The following is a 17273-nucleotide window of genomic DNA, read 5'->3' on the forward strand; positions in this document are numbered from 1 at the left end:
CGCGCGCCGGCCGGATACGGCGCCGCGAGCGACGCGTGGCGCGATGTCAGCCCTGCAGCTGTCGGTAGACTTCCAGCGACACCCGTTGCAGTTCTTCCCGGCTGACGGCGCCCGACAGCGCGTAGCCGAACGGGCCCTCGGCCCAATAGAACACGCGTACCGGCCCTTCCTGCGTGAACTGGAAGGCGGTCTGGCCGCCGGCGGCCTCGCGCGTGACGTACAGGGTCAGGCGCTGCCCGTCGGGCGCGCCGTACATGAACAGCGCCACCGGGCCGGCGCCGCCGGGCAACAGGCGGCCGCCGACCAGCTCATAGCCCAGCGCGGACAGCGAGGGCGCGCTGACGGGCGCGCCCAGCCGCTTGGTCAGCCAGGTCACCAGGGCCTTTTCGTTGTCGCCGCCGACTTCAACCGGCCGGCCCATGTCGGGCGCGTAGACCGCGTGCGCCACGGCGGCGCGCTGCGCATAGCTGGCCGCCGCGCGCTCGGGCGTCTGGGCCGCGGCGGCCAGCGCCGCGCGGATCCGGTCGTGGTCCAGCTCGCCGCGCGCGATCCAGGCCGCGCCGCCGCTGAACACCGCCACGGCGATGCCGGCGGCCAGCGCGCGCCAGGGCCAGGCGCGCGCCGGCGGCGCCAGCGGCAGGCGCAGCGGTAGCGGCTCGTCCAGCACCGGGTCGAGCAGGGAGCGCAGCGCCTGGCGCTGCGCCTGCCATGCGTCCACGCGGGCGCGGTCCTGCGGATGCGCGGCCAGGAAGGTCTCGACCTCCGCTCGGCGCGCAGCCGCGAGCTGGCCGTCGGCGTAGGCGTGCAGGTCGGCCTCGGCGATGGGGCTGCCCATGGACGGTAGGGCATGCAGGCGTTTGTCGTTCATGTCATTTCACACGATGTAGCCTGGTGGCGGATTCGCGTCCTTGCAGCAGCGCGCCCAGCCGTTCTCGGGCGCGCGACAGGCGCGACATCACCGTGCCGATCGGCACGTCCAGGACTTGCGCGGTGTCCTGGTAGGACAGCTCCTCGACGCAGACCAGCAGCAGCACCTCGCGCTGTTCGGGCGGCAGCGCCCGCAGGCAGCGGTCCAGGTCGCGCACTTCCAGCCCGTCGGACTGGGTGGCGCGCACCGGCACCTCGGGCAGCTCGTCCACGGGCGTCAGCTCGGCCTGCCGCCGGCTGGCGCGCAGGCCGTCGACGAAATGGTTGTGCATGATGCCGAACATCCATGCGCGCAGCTCGCCGCGCCGTTGCCAGCGCGAGTAGCGGCTCCAGGCGCGTTCCAGCGTGTCCTGGACCAGATCGTCGGCGCGCTGCGGATCGCCCGCCAGCCCGCGCGCATAGCGGCGCAGGCTGGGAATGCAGGCGAGGATCGCGGCTTCGTCTTCGGCGCGCATGGATCGGAGGGCGCGATGGGATCAGGGCTTGGCCGCGTGCCACACATCCTTGAAGTTGTCGCCGCTCTTGTCGCCGGCCTTGGCGTCCTTGCTGTACAGATAGACCGGCTTGCCCTTGTAGGCCCACTGCTTGCCGCCGTCGTCGCGGGTGATGATGGTGAGGTCGCCGGAGGCCTTGGCGTCGGCGGCGGCCATGACGGGCGGCCAGATCTTGGCGCACTGGTCGTTGCAGGCGCTCTTGCCGCCCGCGTCCTTGTCGAAGGTGTAGAGGGTCATGCCGGCTTCGTTGACCAGGACGCCGTCCTTGGCCTTGACGGGTTGGGCCTGGACGGCGGCCGAGAACAGGGCGGCGCCGGCCAGGGCCAGCAGGGCTGCGGTGGGTTTGCGCATGGTGTGCCTCGCGGAAAGAGTTGGGTTGGGGACTGCCTGGGATAGACGCTGCCCGCTCCTTGCTTATTCCACGTCCGGAAAAAAAAATCCGGACCGGCGCGGTTCACGCCGCCGAGCGGGCCGCGGATGTGGCCAGGGGCGCGCGCGGCGCTCGGGGCGTGTAGCGCATCTCGATTTCCTGGCCCCGGGTTTCCTGGGCCGTGAAGCCCATCGCCTCGTAGAGCCGGCGCGCGGGGTTGCCGTCCAGCACCGACAGCGTCACCGGCGCGCCCTCGGCGTCGGCCTGTTCCAGCAGGCCGGCCAGCAGGCGGCGGCCCAGCCCCTGGCCCTGGAACGCGGGATCGATCTGGATCTGCACCAGGCGCCAGCCGGCGGGATCGCGATGCGCCTTGAACAGGCCGGCGGGCCGGCCATGGAACCAGACGATCTGCGCGTCGCTGAAGTGGTGACGGATGCGCGCCAGATGATGCTCGTCGTCTTGAGGGACGCCCGCGCGGTCCAGGTGTTCTGTCATGGTCGCCTTGCGCAGCGTCAGCAGGAAAGGCAGATCGTCTTCGGTGGCGGGTTGCAAGGCCAGGCAGATGAGGTTCATGGGGAGGACGGCCGGGGAGAGGGTTTGCGCTTGGCTGATTTTCCAGTCTGGTCAATCAGGTTATATAACTGTTGCGCCGCCGGCGCCAGCGGGCGGCCTCGGCGCGAGATCAGGCCAAGGCTGCGAGTGACCCTGGGCTGTTCCAGCAGCACGCTGGCCAGCGTGGAATGTCCTTTCAGCGGCATGGCCAGTCGCGGCACGGCGGCGACGCCCAGTCCGGCTTCCACCAGGCCGAGCAGCGTCATGACATGGCTGACTTCATAAGCGCTGACCGTGCGCTTGCCGCTCTTGGCCAGCGCGTCGTCGATCAGCAGCCGGTTGCCGCTTTCCTTGGCCACGGTCATGTAGCGCTCGCCCGCCAGCTCATCCCAGGTGATGCTGCGGCGGCGCGACAGCGGGTGGTCGTTGCGAACGGCAAGCACGAAGTCTTCGCGCAGCACGGCCTTGAAGTCCACGTCGGGTTCCTGGGTGCCGAAGAAGCTGATGCCGAAATCGGCACGGCCCGATACGACGCTGTTGAGCACCGTGTTGGCCGTTTCGTCAATGATGCGCACGCGGATGCGGGGAAAGCGCAGCGAATACTCGTGAATGATGGTCGGCAGGAAGTAGTACGCCACCGAGGGCACGCAGGCCACGGTGATCAGTCCCTCCCGTTGCGTGGCCAGGTCGCCAATGCTGAGCACCGCGCTTTCCAGCTCGTCGATGGCCGTCCGGGCGCGTTCGAGAAAGACTCGTCCGATATTCGTGAGGGACACGCGGCGCGTGGTGCGCTCCAGCAGCTTCGCGCCCAACTGCGCCTCCAGTTTGTCGACGCGCCGGCTCAAGGCCGGTTGCGACAGATGGAGATCCTCGGCGGCCGCGCGGAAGCTGGCGCGTTCCGCCACCGCCACGAAGGCCTGCAGTTCCTGGAGATCGAAATTGATGCGTCCCATGCATTAATCCATCCGTAAATTGCAATTCAAATATTAGCCCGCCCTGCGCAGAATGGCAGCCATGGAAACGATCATCCCTTGCGTCCTGATGCGCGGCGGCACGTCGCGCGGCCCTTTCTTCCTGGCGGATTGGCTGCCCGCCGATCCAGCCGAGCGCGACCGCTTGCTGCTGACCGCGATGGGGTCGCCGCATGCGCTGCAGGTCGATGGCCTGGGCGGCGGCAACAGCCTTACCAGCAAGGTCGCCATCGTGTCGCGTTCGCGCCGTCCCGGCTGCGATATCGACTACCTGTTCGCGCAGGTGTCGGTGGACCAGGCCAGCGTGGACCTGCGGCCCAACTGCGGCAACATGCTGTCCGGCGCCGCGCCTTTCGCCATCGATGAAGGGCTGCTCGCGGCCAACGATGGCGTGACCTCGGTGCGGGTCCACAATGTCAACACGGGATCGGTGATCGAGGCGATCGTGCAGACGCCGGGCGGCCGGCTGACCTACGAAGGCGCCGCGCGCATCGACGGCGTGGCCGGCACGGCGGCGCCTGTCCGGCTGAACTTCCTGGATGCCTGGGGCGCGGTGACTGGCGGCCTGTTCCCTTCCGGGCAGCGGCAGGACGACATCGATGGCCTGCGCGTCACGCTGATCGATGCCGCCATGCCGATGGCGCTGATGCGGGCCTCGGACTTGGGCGCGCGCGGCGACGAGACGCCGGCGGAGCTGGACGCCAATCCGGCCCTGATGGCGCGGATCGAGGCGGTGCGCCTGGAGGCGGGCCGACGCATGGGGCTGGGCGATGTCCGCGACAGCGTGCTTCCCAAGCCCGTGCTGCTGGCGCCGGGCGCGCAGCCCATGGCGCTGCGTTCGCGTTATTTCACGCCACGGTCCTGCCATCGCTCGCATGCCGCGACCGGCGCGGTGGGCGTGGCCTGCGCATTTCTCATACCGGGCACGGTGGCGCATGGCTTCGGCGGCCCGGAGCCGGCCGCTGGCAGCCGTGGCGTGCGCATCGAGCATCCGTCGGGGGCGATGGATATCGAGGTGGAGCTTGGTGACGACGGCGTCTCGATACGGCGCGCCGGTCTGGTGCGCACCGCGCGAAAGATCATGAAGGGGGTGCTGTACCTGCCCAATCCCATTTCCCGCGCCGTCCCGTAGAGGCCGGCAATCAAAAAAACAGGAGACTTCCCATGCATTCCCGTTCTTTCGCCGCGGCCTGCGCCGCGGCCTTGCTGCTGCTCAACGCCACGCCGGCATCCGCCGCCTATCCGGAGCGGATGCTCACCATGGTCGTGCCCACGGCCGCCGGCGGCGGCAATGACGTGCTGGCCCGCATCGTTGGCCAGAAGATGGGCGAACTGCTTGGCCAGACCGTCGTGGTGGTGAACAAGCCGGGCGCGCAGGGCGCCATCGCCTCGGAATATGTGGCCAGGCAGGCGCCCGATGGCTACACCCTGATGCTGGGCTACATCGGCACGCACGGCATCAATCCCGCCTTGCAAAGGCTGAGCTACGATCCGGTGCGGGACTTCACGCCCATCGGCTTCGTGGCGGATTCGCCCACGCTGCTGGTGGTGAACGCCGGCCTGGGAGTGGAAGACGTCGCCGGTCTGGTGAACTATGGCAAGCAGCATCCCGACGGCTTGAACTACGCATCGGCCGGCCCCGGCACCGCGCCGTCTGTCGCCGGCGTCCTCTTCAACCGCGCCGCCGGCGTGAACATGCTGGATGTGCCGTACAAAGGCTCGGCGCCGGCCATGACCGACACGCTGGCCGGGGTCACACAGGTCATGTTCCCCAGCCTGTTCAGCGCGTATCCCCAGCTTCAGTCGGGCAAGATCCGCGCCCTGGCGGTGGCTGGTCCGAAACGGCTGGCCTCGCTGCCGAACCTGCCCACGCTGGCCGAAGCGGGCGTGCCGGGCGTCGAGGTGCCGCAGTGGTATGCGGTGTTCGCGCCGGCGGGATTGGATGCGTCGGTGGCGAGCAGGCTGAATACGACATTGAATCAGGCGCTCGCGGATGCCGGCGTGGCCGCCAAGATCGCGGAGCAGGGCGCTGAGGTCCGGCGCGGTTCGTCCGAGGAGCTGGCGCGGTTCGTTGAAAGCGAGGCCGCGCGCTGGAAGCGCCTGGTCGACAGCGAGCGTCTGATGGCGGGCGGGCTGTGATCGATCTGGCCTAGGCGGCCCTGTCGGGCGCGGGCAGCAGGCCCTCCGGCCCGGGGCCGAAGCGCGACAGATTGGGAAAGGCGAGCGCCAGTTCGTCGCGGCCAGCGCCGAACCACGCGCCCAGCTCGGCGCCCAGCTGTTCCACCGCCATGTCCGGCAGCAGGCGGCCGTTGTCGACGAAGCCCGGCCCGTCCAGCGCGATATCGGGATGCGCGCCATAGCAGCGCCCGCCCCGCACCGCGCCGCCAAGCACCAGGTGATGTCCGCCCCAGCCGTGGTCCGAGCCGTTGCCGTTCGAACCCAGGGTGCGGCCGAATTCGGAAGCGGTGAAGGTGGTCACCTGATCGGCCATCCCCATCCTGTCCAGTTCCGCCTGGAAGGCCGCCAGCGCCTGGCCCAGTTCGCGCAGCAGGGCGGGATGGTCGTCGCGCAGGCCGGTGTGGTTGTCATAGCCGTTCTGGGACACGAAGAACACTTGGCGGCGCGCGCCCAGCGGCCGGCGCGCGGCGATGATGCGGGCCACGATGCGCAGCTGCCCCGCCAGCGGCGGATCGACGCCGGCGAAGCTGGGCGGTGGCGGCACGGCGGCCAGCGCATCGCGCAGGCGCGCGTCCGTGGCGATCGAGCGCAGGGCGATGGCCGCCAGCTCGCTTTCCATCAGGTGCGGGCGCGGCGCGGTGATCAGATCGCGCAGCAGCGCGGTGCAGGCTTCGGAGCCGTAGAGCCCGTGGCGCAGCAGGTCGATGGCGGTCGATCCCAGCGGACCGACGCGATAGCCGGAGGAATGGCGGCCGGCCAGCAGCACCGTGTTGCCGCCGGCGGTGACGCCCGCCATGCCCGATGTGGCCGAGCCGGCCAGCAGCAGATCGGTCAGGCGTCCGGCCCAGCCGGACGACGCGCCTTCCGGCGCCAGCGCCTGCCAGTACGACTGCTGGTCGTTGTGCGAGAACAGCTTGGGCGGCAGCGCCGCCTTGCCGGCCACATAGTCGGCCTTGCTGGTGGGCGCGACCAGCGGACCGACGTTCAGCGCCACGGCCATGCGCCCGCGCGCGTACAGGGGCGCCAGCGGCGCCAGCGATGGGGCCAGCGCGAAGCGCATGCCGTTGGCCTCCGGCCCGTTGCCCAGGACGGTGGCGTGCAGCGACTCGCGCGGCAGCGCGATGTCGGCGCGCGCGGCGGCGTAGGCGCGGTGCGAGGCCTCGTCATACGGCACGATGGTGTTGTATGGGTCGTTGCCGCCGTACAGGAACACGCAGACCAGCGCCTTGTAGGAGCCGGCGGGCGCTTCATGCGCCGCGGCCGCGCCCAGCGCCGCCAGGTTGGCGGCCAGCGGCGCCGCGGCGCCCGCCGCTCCGAGCGCGCAGGCGCGCAGCAGGAAAGCGCGCCGGCCGGCATCGGCATGTCGTGTCGCAGTCATTTCTGCACCAGGTATTCGGGTGAGGCCGCCACCAGCACGATGGCGGCGCGCACGCGGTCGCGCGGCCGCTCGGGCGGGATGTCGCGCAGCGCCGTCGCGATCCGTCGCGCCGTCGCCTCGCTGAAGGCGTCGCCCGCCAGCAGCAGCGCGACATGGGCGACCAGCGCATCGGGATCGCCGGCCAGCGCCAGCTCGGCGGCGTAGTCGGTCTGCAGGTCTTCCCAGCCCCTATCGGCGTAGATGGCGAGGAAGTTCAGGTAGCCGGCGATGCTGGTTTCGTCGGTGATCTGCAATTCCGGCGCGGCCAGGCCCTGGCGCGCCAGCTCGGTGGCGGCGGGCGTGTAGCGCGGCCGGAAGAAGTTGAACACGCTGGGCGCGCGCATCGGGCTTTGCGCCAGCCGGATGGTGTTGTCGCTGGTGTCGGGCATGGCCCAGGCGCCGTTGCTCGAGCGCGCGCCGAAGGCCCGCGCCCAGCCGGAGAAGCGCAGGATGGGTTCGCGCACCTTGCCCCAATGGGGCGAGGCCAGGTCGGGAAAGCGCGCCTCCGGGTCGAGCAGCACGGCGCGCGTCACGGCCTTCAGGTTGCCGCGCGCGCCCAGGCCGTCGTCGGCGAAGACCGCCGCCACGCGCGCCACGTAGGCCGGGCTGGGATTGCTGGCGACCAGCCGTTGAATCAGCTGCGCGCCGATGAAGGGGCCGACGTTGGGATGGGCCGAGATCGCGTCCATGGCCAGCGCCAGCGACTGCGGGCCGCCCGTGCCGGCCGGAATGACGACGCCCAGGAAACGCTTTTCCGCCATCGAATGCAGCGTGGGGTCGAGCTTCATCGGCCGGCGGTGGAATTCCACGTCGGTTTCGGGGCCATCCAGGTCCCAGCCGGTGAAGACCCGGGCCAGGCCCTGGACGTCGGCGTTCGTATAGGTTTCCACCGGCGCGCCGCCTTCCAGGCGGGGCGTGCCGTCGGGATGCAGTTGCAGCAGGCCGATGCTGAACAGCTGCATGACCTCGCGCGCGTAGTTCTCGTCGGGATGGCGGCCGGTGCGCGGGTCTTCCTTGCGGCTGCCGCGAAAGGTCAGCATGCAGCCCATGGACAGGTTGCGGCTGACGGCGGCGAGCAGGCTCCTGTAGTCGCCCAACGCATGTTCGGCCAGCAGGTCCATGAAGCCGGCCGCGCCGAACAGCGGCCAGGACGCGGTGATGGACGCCACGTTCACCACGAAGATCTCGGACAACGCGAAGGCGACGCGGGTGCGCACCTGGTCGGGGGCGCTGATGAACTTGCGCCACAGCGTGGCGTCCAGCGGCGCGTTGATGCCGTTGCCCTTGTATTCCTCGGTGTTCCTGCCCTGTTGCAGCAGCCAGTCGAAATGCGTCTGCGATGGCGGCATGGCCAGCTGCGCGTCCAGCCACGCGGCATAGCCGTCGCGCATGACGGCGGCGATATCCGCCGGCGTGGCGCCGAAAGTGGCCTGGGCCAGGAAGCGCGAGGCCTGGCCGGCGTTGGGCGGGGGATAGTCGGCCGGCGCCGTGGCGGGCGCCATGGACGGCGTCGCGGGCATGGAGGGCGCCTTCGTCGGGAAGCGGAACCCTAAGGTAACGACGGGCGCGCCTGCGCTTCAATACCGCCAGACGGATGAGCGCCATCCAAAGGATGAGCCGTCCCCCGCGCCGCGCCGGGCGGACGCTCGGGGACAGCCGACTGGATTAGACCGAACGGGTGATGCCGCCGTCGATGCGGATGTTCTGGCCGGTGATGTAGGACGAAGCGTCCGAGGCCAGGAAGGCGATCAGGTCGGCCACTTCCTGGGCCGTGCCGTAGCGGCCCATCGGAATGCGGGAGCGGCGCTCTTCCTTTTCGGGCAGGCTGTCGATGAAGCCGGGCAGCACGTTGTTCATGCGCACGTTGTGCGCCGCGTACTCGTCCGAGAACACCTTGGTGAAGGCGGCCAGGCCGGCGCGGAACACGCCGGAGGTCGGGAACAGCGCCTCGGGCTCGAAGGTGGCGTAGGTGGAGATGTTGACGATGGCGCCGGACCGCTGCGCCTGCATGATCGGGGCCACCAGGCGCGTGATGCGCACGACGTTGAGCAGGTAGAACTCCATGCCCAGCTGCCAGTCGGCGTCGCTGATCTCCAGCAGCGGACCCTTGGGGCCATGGCCGGCGCTGTTGACCACCGCGTCGATGCGGCCCCACTTGGCCATCACCGTCTCGACCAGGCGCGCCAGGTCCTCGGGCGAGCGGTTCGAGCCGGTCACGCCCAGTCCGCCCAGTTCTCCAGCCAGGGCCTCGCCCTTGCCCGACGAGGACAGGATGGCGACGCGAAAGCCATCGGCCGCCAGCTTGCGCGCCGCGGCCGCGCCCATGCCGCTGCCGCCGGCGGTGACGATCGCTACTTTTTCCTTGCTCATGTTCGCTCCTGCGTGTGGGGCCGTGCCCGGGATCATGGGAGCGGCCATTGTAGGGGCAGGCGCCGGACGGCAAAACGCCCCGCGCTTCCGGCCGGGGGCCGGGAGGACGGGGCGCCGCGAGACGCGGGCGGGTCAGTCGACCAGCTTGAGCGTGCCCTTCATCATGGCGAAGTGGCCGGGGAAGGAGCAGAAGTAGGTGTAGTCCTGGCCAGCCGCGAGCTTGCTCACGTCGAAGGTCACGGAATCCGATTCGCCGCCGCCGATCACCTTGGTGTGGGCGATGACGCGGGCGTCATCCTTCTTGACGTAGTCGGAGGGCAGGCCGGCGGCCATGCCGTCGTTCACCGCGCCCTGCATGTCGGCCGTCTTGGTCAGCACCCAGTTGTGGCCCATGACGTTCTTGGCCAGCTTGCCGGGATGCTTCAGGTTCACCGTGAACTGCTTGCAGCTCTTGCTGACGGTGATTTCCTTCTTGTCGAACTGCATCTGGTCATTGCCCGCGATGTCGACCGAGCATTCGGCCGCCAGCACCGGGGCCGAAGCCACCGCCAGGATCGCCGCGACGCAGAGTTTCTTGAACACCATATACATGCCTCCAGATTTTCGGGTAGAGGGTTGCTGGCCGCCCGCCGCGGACCGCCGGGACGGGGTCCGGGCCTCGGGCTTGCCGGGATGGATCTATTGTCGTCCCGATCGCGAGCGGATCGGGCCTCGAGGACGGGACGGGTTTGACCCAGCGCAAGCAAAGCCGATCGCGTTGCCGGAAATCCTGCGGAAAACGGAGCAGTCCGCCGGCGCGGCGAGCGGCGCAGCGGCCCCGCCTTGACGCGCGGGGCCGTCTTCGATGCTAACGCATCTGGAACGCTTCCTGGTGCCAGCGCACGTCGGTCCGGCCCAGCCGTCGCAGGCCGTCGCGCAGGCTGCGCGCCAGTCCGGCGGGACCGCAGAACCAGACCTGGGCGGCATGTCCCGGGGCCGAATCCAGCGTCAGCTGCGTCGCGTCCAGCCGCTGTCCCCGGGCCGCGTCATGGATGTTCAGCTGGATCGAGGGCAGGGCCGCGCAGCGTTCCCGCAGCGTGGCGGCGAAGGGATCGGCGGCCGCGTCGCGCACGCAGTAGTGCAGTTGCGCGCTGGGCGCACGGCTCGGGTCGGCGGCCAGGGTGTCCAGCCAGGCCAGGAAGGGCGTGACGCCGATGCCGCCCGCGACCCAGACCTGCGGCGCGCCCGCGTCGGCGTCGAGCTGGAAGCAGCCGTAGGGGCCTTCGACCTCCACCGGCTGGCCCACGCGCAGCGCGCCGGGAAGCCGCGAGGTGTAGTCGCCCAGCGCCTTGATTTCGAAGCGGATGGCGCCATCCGGCCTGGGCGCGCTGGCGATGGTGTACGGATGCGCGCCCTCGCGGCGGTCGAAGCGCACGAAGGCGAACTGTCCCGCCTGGTGGCCGCGCCAGCCCGCGTCCAGGCGGCATTCGACTTCCAGCACGCCGTCGCGCTTGTGCTCCAGCGCCGTGATGCGTCCGTGGCTGCGGCGACCGTGGCCGATGCGGCCGGCCAGCGCCACGCCGGCGCTCCAGGCGCCGGCCGCCAGCAGCGGGACGAGCAGCAGGCCGGTGATGCCGGTCCAGTAGCCGGCGGGCGCGAGCGCCACGGCGTGGAAGGCCAGCACCAGGAACAGCGCGGGCATGACGCGATGGATCAGGCGCCATGCGTGATAGGGAAAGCGGCGCCATAGTGTCAGCGCCAGCATCAGCAGCAGCGCATAGATCGACCATTCACCCAGGTCCTTGGCGATGCCGCGGCTGCCTTCGAACAGGGCCAGCGTCAGGTCGCGCGCGGGCCGGCCCTGCGTGCCCAGCAGGGATTTCATGGGACCGCCGGCCAACTTGATCAGCCAGTGCGCGGCGCCGGCGCCGACGGCCAGTATGCCCGCCCACTTATGCAGCCGGTAGACCCGGTCCATGCCGCCCAGCGGTCGCTCCAGCCAGGCCGGGCGCAACGCCAGCAGCATGATCAGCGCCATCAGCGCGATGGACCAGATGCCCGTCAGGTACAGGGCCTGTCGTTGCAGAACCCAGGGCCAGGCGCCGGCGGGCGCGGCTTGCAGGACGAATACGTCGCAGGCCCAGGCGAGCGTGAGGACGATCAGGAAACCGCCCAGGGCGGTACGGGTTTTCATGATGACTTCCATCGAAGAAGGCCGCCCGGGAGGGCGGGACGGGCGCGGACAGTCAAAGGGGAGCGCCGGGGACGGCGCGGGGGCGGCGCTGCGCCGGCGCCGCCCGCCCCGGGGGAAACGCCGCCTCAATCCTTCAGGCGGCTGCGCAGCACGGCGCCGTTCTGCGCGTCCACGCGCAGCTTCACGCGCTGGCCCTGCGGGTTGTCGGCCTTCACGTCGTAGCGGCCATGTTCCAGTTCGATCTCGGTGATATTGCGGTAGCCGGCGCTGGTCAGCGTGTCGTAGACCTGGCGCACGGTCAGGAACGTTTGGGGTTGGGCCGTGGCGACGGGGGCCGCGGCGGCGGGAGCGGCCGCGGGCTGGGGCGCGGTCTGGGCGTAGGCGGCGGAGCCGGCCAGCGTGGCGGCGCCCAGGGCAAGCGCGGCGAAAGTGTTGCGGATCGAGGTCATGAGTGGGTCTCCTTGATGAGGGGCATGGCGCGAGATCGGCCACGGAACGCATTATTCGCAAGAGGCCATGAACCCTTTCTGAAGCGGCCGTTCACCCGCCGTTCATCCTGGACGCGGTATAAGAACCTCATGTTTTCCTTCAATCTGCGCGGCGCTGGCCGCTATCCGATCGCGCGCCCCGGCCTCTGGCTGTGCGGCGCCGCCCTGGCCGTGGTCCTGGCCGCGGGTCCGGGCCTGGGCACGGCCGGCGAGGACGACCACGACCGTGCGCGCCAGGCCTTGCAGGATGGCAAGATCCTGCCGCTGCGCGACGTGCTGGACCGGGTCGAGCGCGATTATCCTGGCCAGGTGGTCAAGGTCGAGTTCGAAGAGGATGATGGCGAATTCATCTACGAGATCCGGCTGCTGCAGAGCGGCGGCGGGCTGATCAAGATGAAAATCGACGCGCGCGACGGCAAGGTGCTGGGCGTGAAGGGGCGCGACATTCAATTCCGGGGCAAACACTGATGCGGATCCTCGTGGTGGAAGACGAACCCACGTTGTCAGCGCAGCTGTCCGAGGCGCTGGGCCAGGCGGGCTATCTGGTGGACAGCGCGGCGGATGGCGGACGCGCGCACTACCTGGGCGAGGTCGAAACCTATGACCTGGTGGTGCTGGACCTGGGGCTGCCGGTGATGGACGGCCTGACGGTGCTGAAGAAATGGCGCGCGGCGGGGCTGGGCATGCCGGTGCTGATCCTGACCGCGCGCGACAACTGGCACGAGAAGGTCGCCGGCATCGACGCCGGCGCCGACGACTACCTGACCAAGCCCTTCCACATGGAAGAGCTGCTGGCGAGGCTGCGCGCCCTGCTCAGGCGCCAGAGCGCCCACACCAGCGCGCAATGGCGCTGCGGCCCGATCATGCTGGACACGCGCCAGGCCCGCGTCACCGTGGACGGCCAGGCGCTGTCGCTGACCAGCCATGAATTCAAGGTGCTGGCCGTGCTGATGCAGCGCGCCGGCGAGGTGGTCTCGCGCGCCGAGCTGAACGAGCACATCTACGCGCAGGACCAGGACCGCGATTCCAACACCATCGAGGTCTTCATCGGCCGGCTGCGCAAGAAGCTGCCGCCCGACACCATCGAAACCGTGCGTGGCCTGGGGTATCGGCTGGTGAGGACGGAATGAGCGCTGCGCGCGCGCCCGGCTCGCTGCGCTGGCGCCTGCTGGCGGGCACGCTGGCCTGGATCCTGGCCACCGTGGCGCTGGCCGGCTGGGGTCTGGGCAATCTGTTCCGCCAGCACGTGGCCGAGCAGCTGCGCGCCGAGCTGGTCCTGCACCTGAACCAGCTGACCGCGGCGGTCAATGTCGCGCCCGACGGCGCGCTGAGCGTGACGCCGCTGAGCGACCCCCGGCTGGGACAGCCGCTGTCCGGGCTGTATTGGCAGATCGACCGCCTGGACGACCAGGGGCGCACGGTGATGCCCGGGGCCGCGCGCTCGCGGTCGCTGTGGGACCAGACGCTGGCCTTGCCCGACGGGGCGGTCGATGGCGCCTACGACATCGCCGGTCCCGAGCGGCACCGGCTCACGACGCTGACGCGCACGCTCAAGCCGGAAGAGTCGGAGTCCGGCGCGCTCCGGCTGGCCGTGGCGGCCGACACGGCCGCGCTGGCCGAGCCCGTGGGGCGCTTCAACCATATGCTGCTGATCGCGCTGGGCGCGCTGGCGGCGGGCCTGACGGCGGCGGCCGTGGTGCAGGTGCTGGTGGGGCTGCGGCCGCTGGCGCGGTTGCGCGCGCAGCTGGCGTCGCAGCGCGCCGGTGGCGTCACCCCGATCGAGGGAAGTTTTCCCAGCGAGATCCAACCGCTGGTCGAGGACTTCAACCGCGTGCTGGCGGTCAACGCCGACATGGTCCAGCGCGCGCGCACGCAGGCCGGCAACCTGGCGCACGCGGTCAAGACGCCCTTGAGCATCCTGGCCAATGCCGCCGCGCGCGAGGACAGCCCGCTGGCGGCGCTGGTGCGCGAGCAGGCCGCGCTGGCGCAGCGCCAGGTCGATCATCATCTGGCGCGTGCGCGGGCCGCGGCGGCGGCCGGCGCGATCGAGGGGCGCACGCCGCTGCGGCCGCCGCTTGAGGCGCTGCTGCGCGTCATGCGCCGTCTGCATGCGCAGCGCGGGCTGGATGTCGATATGCCGGCCTTTCCGGCGGATCTGGCGTTTCGCGGCAATGAGCAGGACCTGCAGGAGATGGCGGGCAATCTGCTGGACAATGCCTGCAAATGGGCGACCCGGCGCCTGCGCGTCACCGCCGAGCGTGGCGGCGACGGCATGTTGCTGATTCATATCGATGACGACGGCCCGGGCATTCCCGAGGACGAGCGCGAGCGCATCTTCGAGCGCGGCACTCGGCTGGACGAGCAGCGGCCGGGATCGGGGCTGGGATTGGATATCGCGCGCGATCTCGCGCGCAGCTATGGCGGCGACGTGCTCGCCGGGGAGTCGCCGCTGGGCGGGCTGCGCGTGACGCTGCGTCTGCCCGCCGCCCGCGTCAACGGATCAGCGTGACCGGCGCGTCGGCCAGCTGTAGTACCTGATTGGCGACCGAGCCGACCAGGAGGCCGGTCAGCGCGCCATTGCCGCGGCTGCCCATGATGATGCGCTGGCAGCCGTGTTCGCGCGCATAGGCGTTGATCGCCACGGCCGGATTGCCGAATTCCACATGACTGGTGTAGTCGATGCCGGCGTCGTCGAGCAGCTTGCGGGCCTCGTCGGCGGCCTCCTGGCCTTCGCGCAGATAGAACTCGTCGATCATGTCCTGCGTGATCAGGCTGGACAGGCCGGCGCGGCCGCGCGGCGGCGTCTGGACATTGAGCAGGTGGACGCGGGCGGACGGCGCGCCGGCGGCCAGCGCGCGCGCGTGCAGGACGGCGCGGTTGGCGTTGTCGGAACCGTCGACGGGAACGAGCAGGTTCAGCATGGATGCTCCTTGTTGCGGCGCTTGCGCGTTCACTTGATCAGGGTGACGGGCAGGGCCGTCAGATGCAGGACCTTGGTGGCCACCGAACCCATCAGCAGCGCGGATACCGAGCCCAGGCCGCGCGATCCCATGTAGATCTCGTCGGCGCGGGTATCGCGCGCCACGCGCGCGATGGTTTCGGCGATGGGACCGATCTCGGTGTGCTCGGTGCAGGGCAGCCCCGCCGAGTGCAGCAGCGCGGCGGGTTCGCGCAGCGCGTCGCGCGATTCGCGCAGGTGATAGGCATCGATTTCTTCCTGGGTCAGGCCGCGGCCGATCTTGCCCGCGTGCAGCGGCACCTGCACGTTGAGCAGCTCGACCTGCGCCACGGGATCGTAGCGGCGCGCTTCCAGCAGCGCCTGGACGGCGTGCAGCGCGTGCTGCGATCCGTCCACGGGTATCAGGATGCGTTTCATGGCGCGTCTCCTCGTCTGTCGCGGGCGCGTCCGGCGCGGCCCTGGCGACTCCAGCCCGCGCGGCGGGCGCGGGACCGGGGCGGGCGTCAAGCGACCGTCCCACACCGATTATTCGTCAAATCGGGCCCGTCCGGGCTGCGCCGGATCAAACGCCGGCGCGTTCAGCGCCAGGCGGGCGGCGTCTGCGCGGCCTGGAAGTCGCCGCCCAGCAGCAGGCCCGCCAGCCGGGCCAGCGTGGCGGGATCGCCGGTGGTTTCCAGTTCCAGGGCGCCGCATCCGCCGTCGGCCTGCAGATCGCGTTCCTGCAGCTGGTGGCGCAGCCAGCGCGCCACCGGCGCGCCGGTTTCCAGCAGCGGCACCGAGGGACCGGCCACGGCCCGGATGGCCGCGTCCAGGAAGGGGAAATGGGTGCAGCCCAGCACCAGCACGTCGGCGCCGGCCTCGCGCAGCTCGCGCACCGGGGCTTCGACGGCGGCGCGCAGGGCGGGGCCCTCCAGCTCGCCGCGCTCGACCAGGGCGACCCACTCGGGGCAGGGCCGCAGCAGGATGCGCACCTCGGGCGCTTCACGCTGCACCAGGGCGGCGAACTTGCGGCTGGCCAGCGTGCCGGTGGTGGCGAACACGCCGATCACGCCGCTGGCGGTCAGGTGGGCGGCGGGCTTGATGGCTGGCTCCACGCCGATCACGATCAGGCCGGGGTGGCGCGCGCGCAGGTCGGCGATGGCCGCGGCCGTGGCCGTGTTGCAGGCCACCACGATGGCTTTGGCGTCGCGCTCGACGAAGTAGTCCGAGATGGTTTCTGCGCGTCGCCGCACGTAATCCGTGGTTTTTTCGCCGTAGGGCACGTGGGCCGAGTCGGCCACGTACAGCAGGCGTTCGCCGGGCAGCGCGTCGCGGATGGCGCGTGCCACGCTCAGGCCGCCCAGGCCGGAGTCGTATATGCCTATAGGTTGCGGGGAGGGCATGAAAGATGCGGGAAAGAATGCGACAGCCGCAAAGTGTAGCGCCGCCCGGCGTCAGCCTTGCTGCTGGGCGCGGCAGAGCCGCACTTCCTCGATCAGCTTGCGGCAGGCGCCGGACAGGGGGGCATCGCGCCAGATCAGGTTGAGCGGCGCGCGCAGGCCGGCGGGCTGGGTGACGTTGACATAGACCACGCCTTCGATATTGACCCGGCGCAGCGAGGCCGGCACCAGCGACACGCCCAGGCCGGCGGCCACAAGGCTCAGGGTGGACAGCATGCGCGGCGCTTCCTGCGCCATGCGCGGGCTGAAGCCGGCGGCCGCGCAGGCCGAGATGACGGCGTCGTACAGGCCAGGGCCGTTGTGGCGGCGGTACAGGATGAAGGATTCCTCGGCCAGTTCCGACAGCGCGATGCGCTTCCTGGGACGGCCCCTGACCATCGGATGGTCGGCGGGAAAGGCCGCCAGCATGGTTTCCTCCAGCACGCTTTCCACCACCACGTTGCGGCTGGCGCCCTGGGCGCCGCGGATGAAGGCCGCGTCGACCCGGCCCTCGGCCACGGCCTCGGTCAGCTCGCCGGTGCTGCTTTCCTCGAGCACCAGCCGCACATTGGGCGCGGCATCGCGAAAGCGCCGGATCACGGACGGCACGAAGGGGTGGAAGGCCGCCGAGCCGGTGAAGCCCACTGTCAGCCGGCCGGCCTCGCCGCGCGACACCTGGCGCACGCCGTCCACGGCCTGGTCCACCAGCGCGATGATGTTGCGCGCGTCCGCCAGCAGCGCGCGGCCGCTTTCGGTCAGTTCCATGCCGCGCGGCAGACGGTTGAACAGCGTCACGCCCAGTTCCAGCTCCAGCGCGCGGATCTGCTGGCTGAGCGGCGGCTGACGGATGCCCAGGCGTTCGGCGGCCTTGGTCAGGTGGGCTTCCTCGGCCACCGCCAGGAAGTAGCGCAGCAGGCGCAGATCGACGGATGCCATATTCATTAAATATGATTAAT

Annotated in this window: 20 protein-coding genes; 5 read left to right on the forward strand and 15 right to left on the reverse strand. The window is 70.4% G+C overall.

Features of this window, described 5'->3' with window-relative positions; translation table 11 throughout:
- Positions 1-46: 46 nt before the first annotated feature.
- The 5 genes from ACEU5R_RS03595 to ACEU5R_RS03615 form a co-directional block, all read right to left on the reverse strand.
- The gene (locus ACEU5R_RS03595) at positions 47-868 is read right to left on the reverse strand and encodes an anti-sigma factor family protein (protein WP_392409113.1); all 822 of its coding nucleotides are present in this window, start codon (positions 866-868) and stop codon (positions 47-49) included.
- A 1-nt stretch (position 869) separates the two neighbouring features.
- The gene (locus tag ACEU5R_RS03600; RefSeq protein ID WP_392409114.1) at positions 870-1382 is read right to left on the reverse strand and encodes an RNA polymerase sigma factor; all 513 of its coding nucleotides are present in this window, start codon (positions 1380-1382) and stop codon (positions 870-872) included.
- 21 nt (positions 1383-1403) lie between these two features.
- Positions 1404-1772 carry a hypothetical protein gene (locus ACEU5R_RS03605; protein ID WP_103275929.1) on the reverse strand — a complete coding sequence of 123 codons (369 nt, stop codon included), beginning with the start codon at positions 1770-1772 and terminating at the stop codon, positions 1404-1406.
- Positions 1773-1875: 103 nt separating this feature from the next.
- A complete protein-coding gene (locus tag ACEU5R_RS03610) occupies positions 1876-2364 on the reverse strand; it encodes a GNAT family N-acetyltransferase (RefSeq protein ID WP_103275928.1) in 489 nt (162 codons plus the stop codon).
- A complete protein-coding gene (locus tag ACEU5R_RS03615) occupies positions 2361-3296 on the reverse strand; it encodes a LysR family transcriptional regulator (protein WP_103275927.1) in 936 nt (311 codons plus the stop codon). Before ACEU5R_RS03615 ends, ACEU5R_RS03610 begins: the two co-directional genes overlap by 4 nt.
- Positions 3297-3357: 61 nt before the next feature.
- Here ACEU5R_RS03615 and ACEU5R_RS03620 point away from each other — a divergent pair, with 61 nt between their 5' ends.
- Positions 3358-4446 carry a 4-oxalomesaconate tautomerase gene (locus ACEU5R_RS03620; RefSeq protein WP_103275926.1) on the forward strand — a complete coding sequence of 363 codons (1089 nt, stop codon included), beginning with the start codon at positions 3358-3360 and terminating at the stop codon, positions 4444-4446.
- Between the two features lie 32 nt (positions 4447-4478).
- Positions 4479-5453, forward strand: a complete 975-nt coding sequence (locus ACEU5R_RS03625) for a Bug family tripartite tricarboxylate transporter substrate binding protein (RefSeq protein ID WP_392409116.1) — start codon at positions 4479-4481, stop codon at positions 5451-5453.
- A 10-nt stretch (positions 5454-5463) separates the two neighbouring features.
- Here the strand turns inward: ACEU5R_RS03625 and ACEU5R_RS03630 are convergent, their stop codons facing one another.
- The 6 genes from ACEU5R_RS03630 to ACEU5R_RS03655 all read right to left on the reverse strand — a co-directional run bounded on the left by ACEU5R_RS03630 (position 5464) and on the right by ACEU5R_RS03655 (position 11901).
- Positions 5464-6870, reverse strand: coding sequence for a DUF1501 domain-containing protein (locus ACEU5R_RS03630; RefSeq protein WP_392409117.1), 1407 nt, complete (start codon positions 6868-6870; stop codon positions 5464-5466).
- Positions 6867-8429 (reverse strand): DUF1800 family protein, encoded by a 1563-nt coding sequence (locus ACEU5R_RS03635; RefSeq protein WP_392409118.1) that lies wholly within the window; start codon positions 8427-8429, stop codon positions 6867-6869. The genes ACEU5R_RS03630 and ACEU5R_RS03635 overlap by 4 nt, the downstream gene beginning before the upstream one ends.
- A 145-nt stretch (positions 8430-8574) precedes the next feature.
- Complete coding sequence (locus ACEU5R_RS03640) at positions 8575-9279, reverse strand: SDR family oxidoreductase (protein ID WP_103275922.1); 705 nt, start codon at positions 9277-9279, stop codon at positions 8575-8577.
- Between the two features lie 132 nt (positions 9280-9411).
- Positions 9412-9864, reverse strand: a complete 453-nt coding sequence (gene azu, locus ACEU5R_RS03645) for an azurin (protein WP_392409119.1) — start codon at positions 9862-9864, stop codon at positions 9412-9414.
- A 262-nt stretch (positions 9865-10126) separates the two neighbouring features.
- Positions 10127-11452: a ferric reductase-like transmembrane domain-containing protein gene (locus ACEU5R_RS03650; protein ID WP_392409120.1), complete on the reverse strand. Its 1326-nt coding sequence runs from the start codon at positions 11450-11452 to the stop codon at positions 10127-10129.
- A 125-nt stretch (positions 11453-11577) separates the two neighbouring features.
- Positions 11578-11901, reverse strand: a complete 324-nt coding sequence (locus ACEU5R_RS03655; RefSeq protein ID WP_392409121.1) for a PepSY domain-containing protein — start codon at positions 11899-11901, stop codon at positions 11578-11580.
- Between the two features lie 129 nt (positions 11902-12030).
- On the opposite strand from ACEU5R_RS03655, the gene ACEU5R_RS03660 reads away from it, so the two are divergent.
- From ACEU5R_RS03660 to ACEU5R_RS03670, 3 genes are read left to right on the forward strand one after another with little or no spacing between them, the layout of a single operon-like run.
- Positions 12031-12408, forward strand: coding sequence for a PepSY domain-containing protein (locus tag ACEU5R_RS03660; protein WP_103275919.1), 378 nt, complete (start codon positions 12031-12033; stop codon positions 12406-12408).
- Positions 12408-13070 carry a response regulator gene (locus ACEU5R_RS03665; protein ID WP_392409122.1) on the forward strand — a complete coding sequence of 221 codons (663 nt, stop codon included), beginning with the start codon at positions 12408-12410 and terminating at the stop codon, positions 13068-13070. The genes ACEU5R_RS03660 and ACEU5R_RS03665 overlap by 1 nt, the downstream gene beginning before the upstream one ends.
- Positions 13067-14449, forward strand: coding sequence for a sensor histidine kinase (locus ACEU5R_RS03670; RefSeq protein WP_103275917.1), 1383 nt, complete (start codon positions 13067-13069; stop codon positions 14447-14449). The genes ACEU5R_RS03665 and ACEU5R_RS03670 overlap by 4 nt, the downstream gene beginning before the upstream one ends.
- Here the strand turns inward: ACEU5R_RS03670 and ACEU5R_RS03675 are convergent.
- The 4 genes from ACEU5R_RS03675 to ACEU5R_RS03690 all read right to left on the reverse strand — a co-directional run bounded on the left by ACEU5R_RS03675 (position 14433) and on the right by ACEU5R_RS03690 (position 17253).
- Positions 14433-14861, reverse strand: a complete 429-nt coding sequence (locus ACEU5R_RS03675) for a universal stress protein (protein ID WP_392409123.1) — start codon at positions 14859-14861, stop codon at positions 14433-14435. The genes ACEU5R_RS03670 and ACEU5R_RS03675 overlap by 17 nt on opposite strands.
- Before the next feature lie 29 nt (positions 14862-14890).
- A complete protein-coding gene (locus ACEU5R_RS03680; RefSeq protein WP_392409124.1) occupies positions 14891-15316 on the reverse strand; it encodes a universal stress protein in 426 nt (141 codons plus the stop codon).
- A 161-nt stretch (positions 15317-15477) separates the two neighbouring features.
- Complete coding sequence (murI, locus tag ACEU5R_RS03685; RefSeq protein ID WP_392409125.1) at positions 15478-16281, reverse strand: glutamate racemase; 804 nt, start codon at positions 16279-16281, stop codon at positions 15478-15480.
- Between the two features lie 51 nt (positions 16282-16332).
- Positions 16333-17253, reverse strand: a complete 921-nt coding sequence (locus ACEU5R_RS03690) for a LysR family transcriptional regulator (RefSeq protein WP_392409126.1) — start codon at positions 17251-17253, stop codon at positions 16333-16335.
- Positions 17254-17273 lie beyond the last annotated feature (20 nt).

Source organism: Achromobacter sp. 413638 (assembly GCF_043119405.1).
GTDB lineage: Bacteria > Pseudomonadota > Gammaproteobacteria > Burkholderiales > Burkholderiaceae_B > Achromobacter.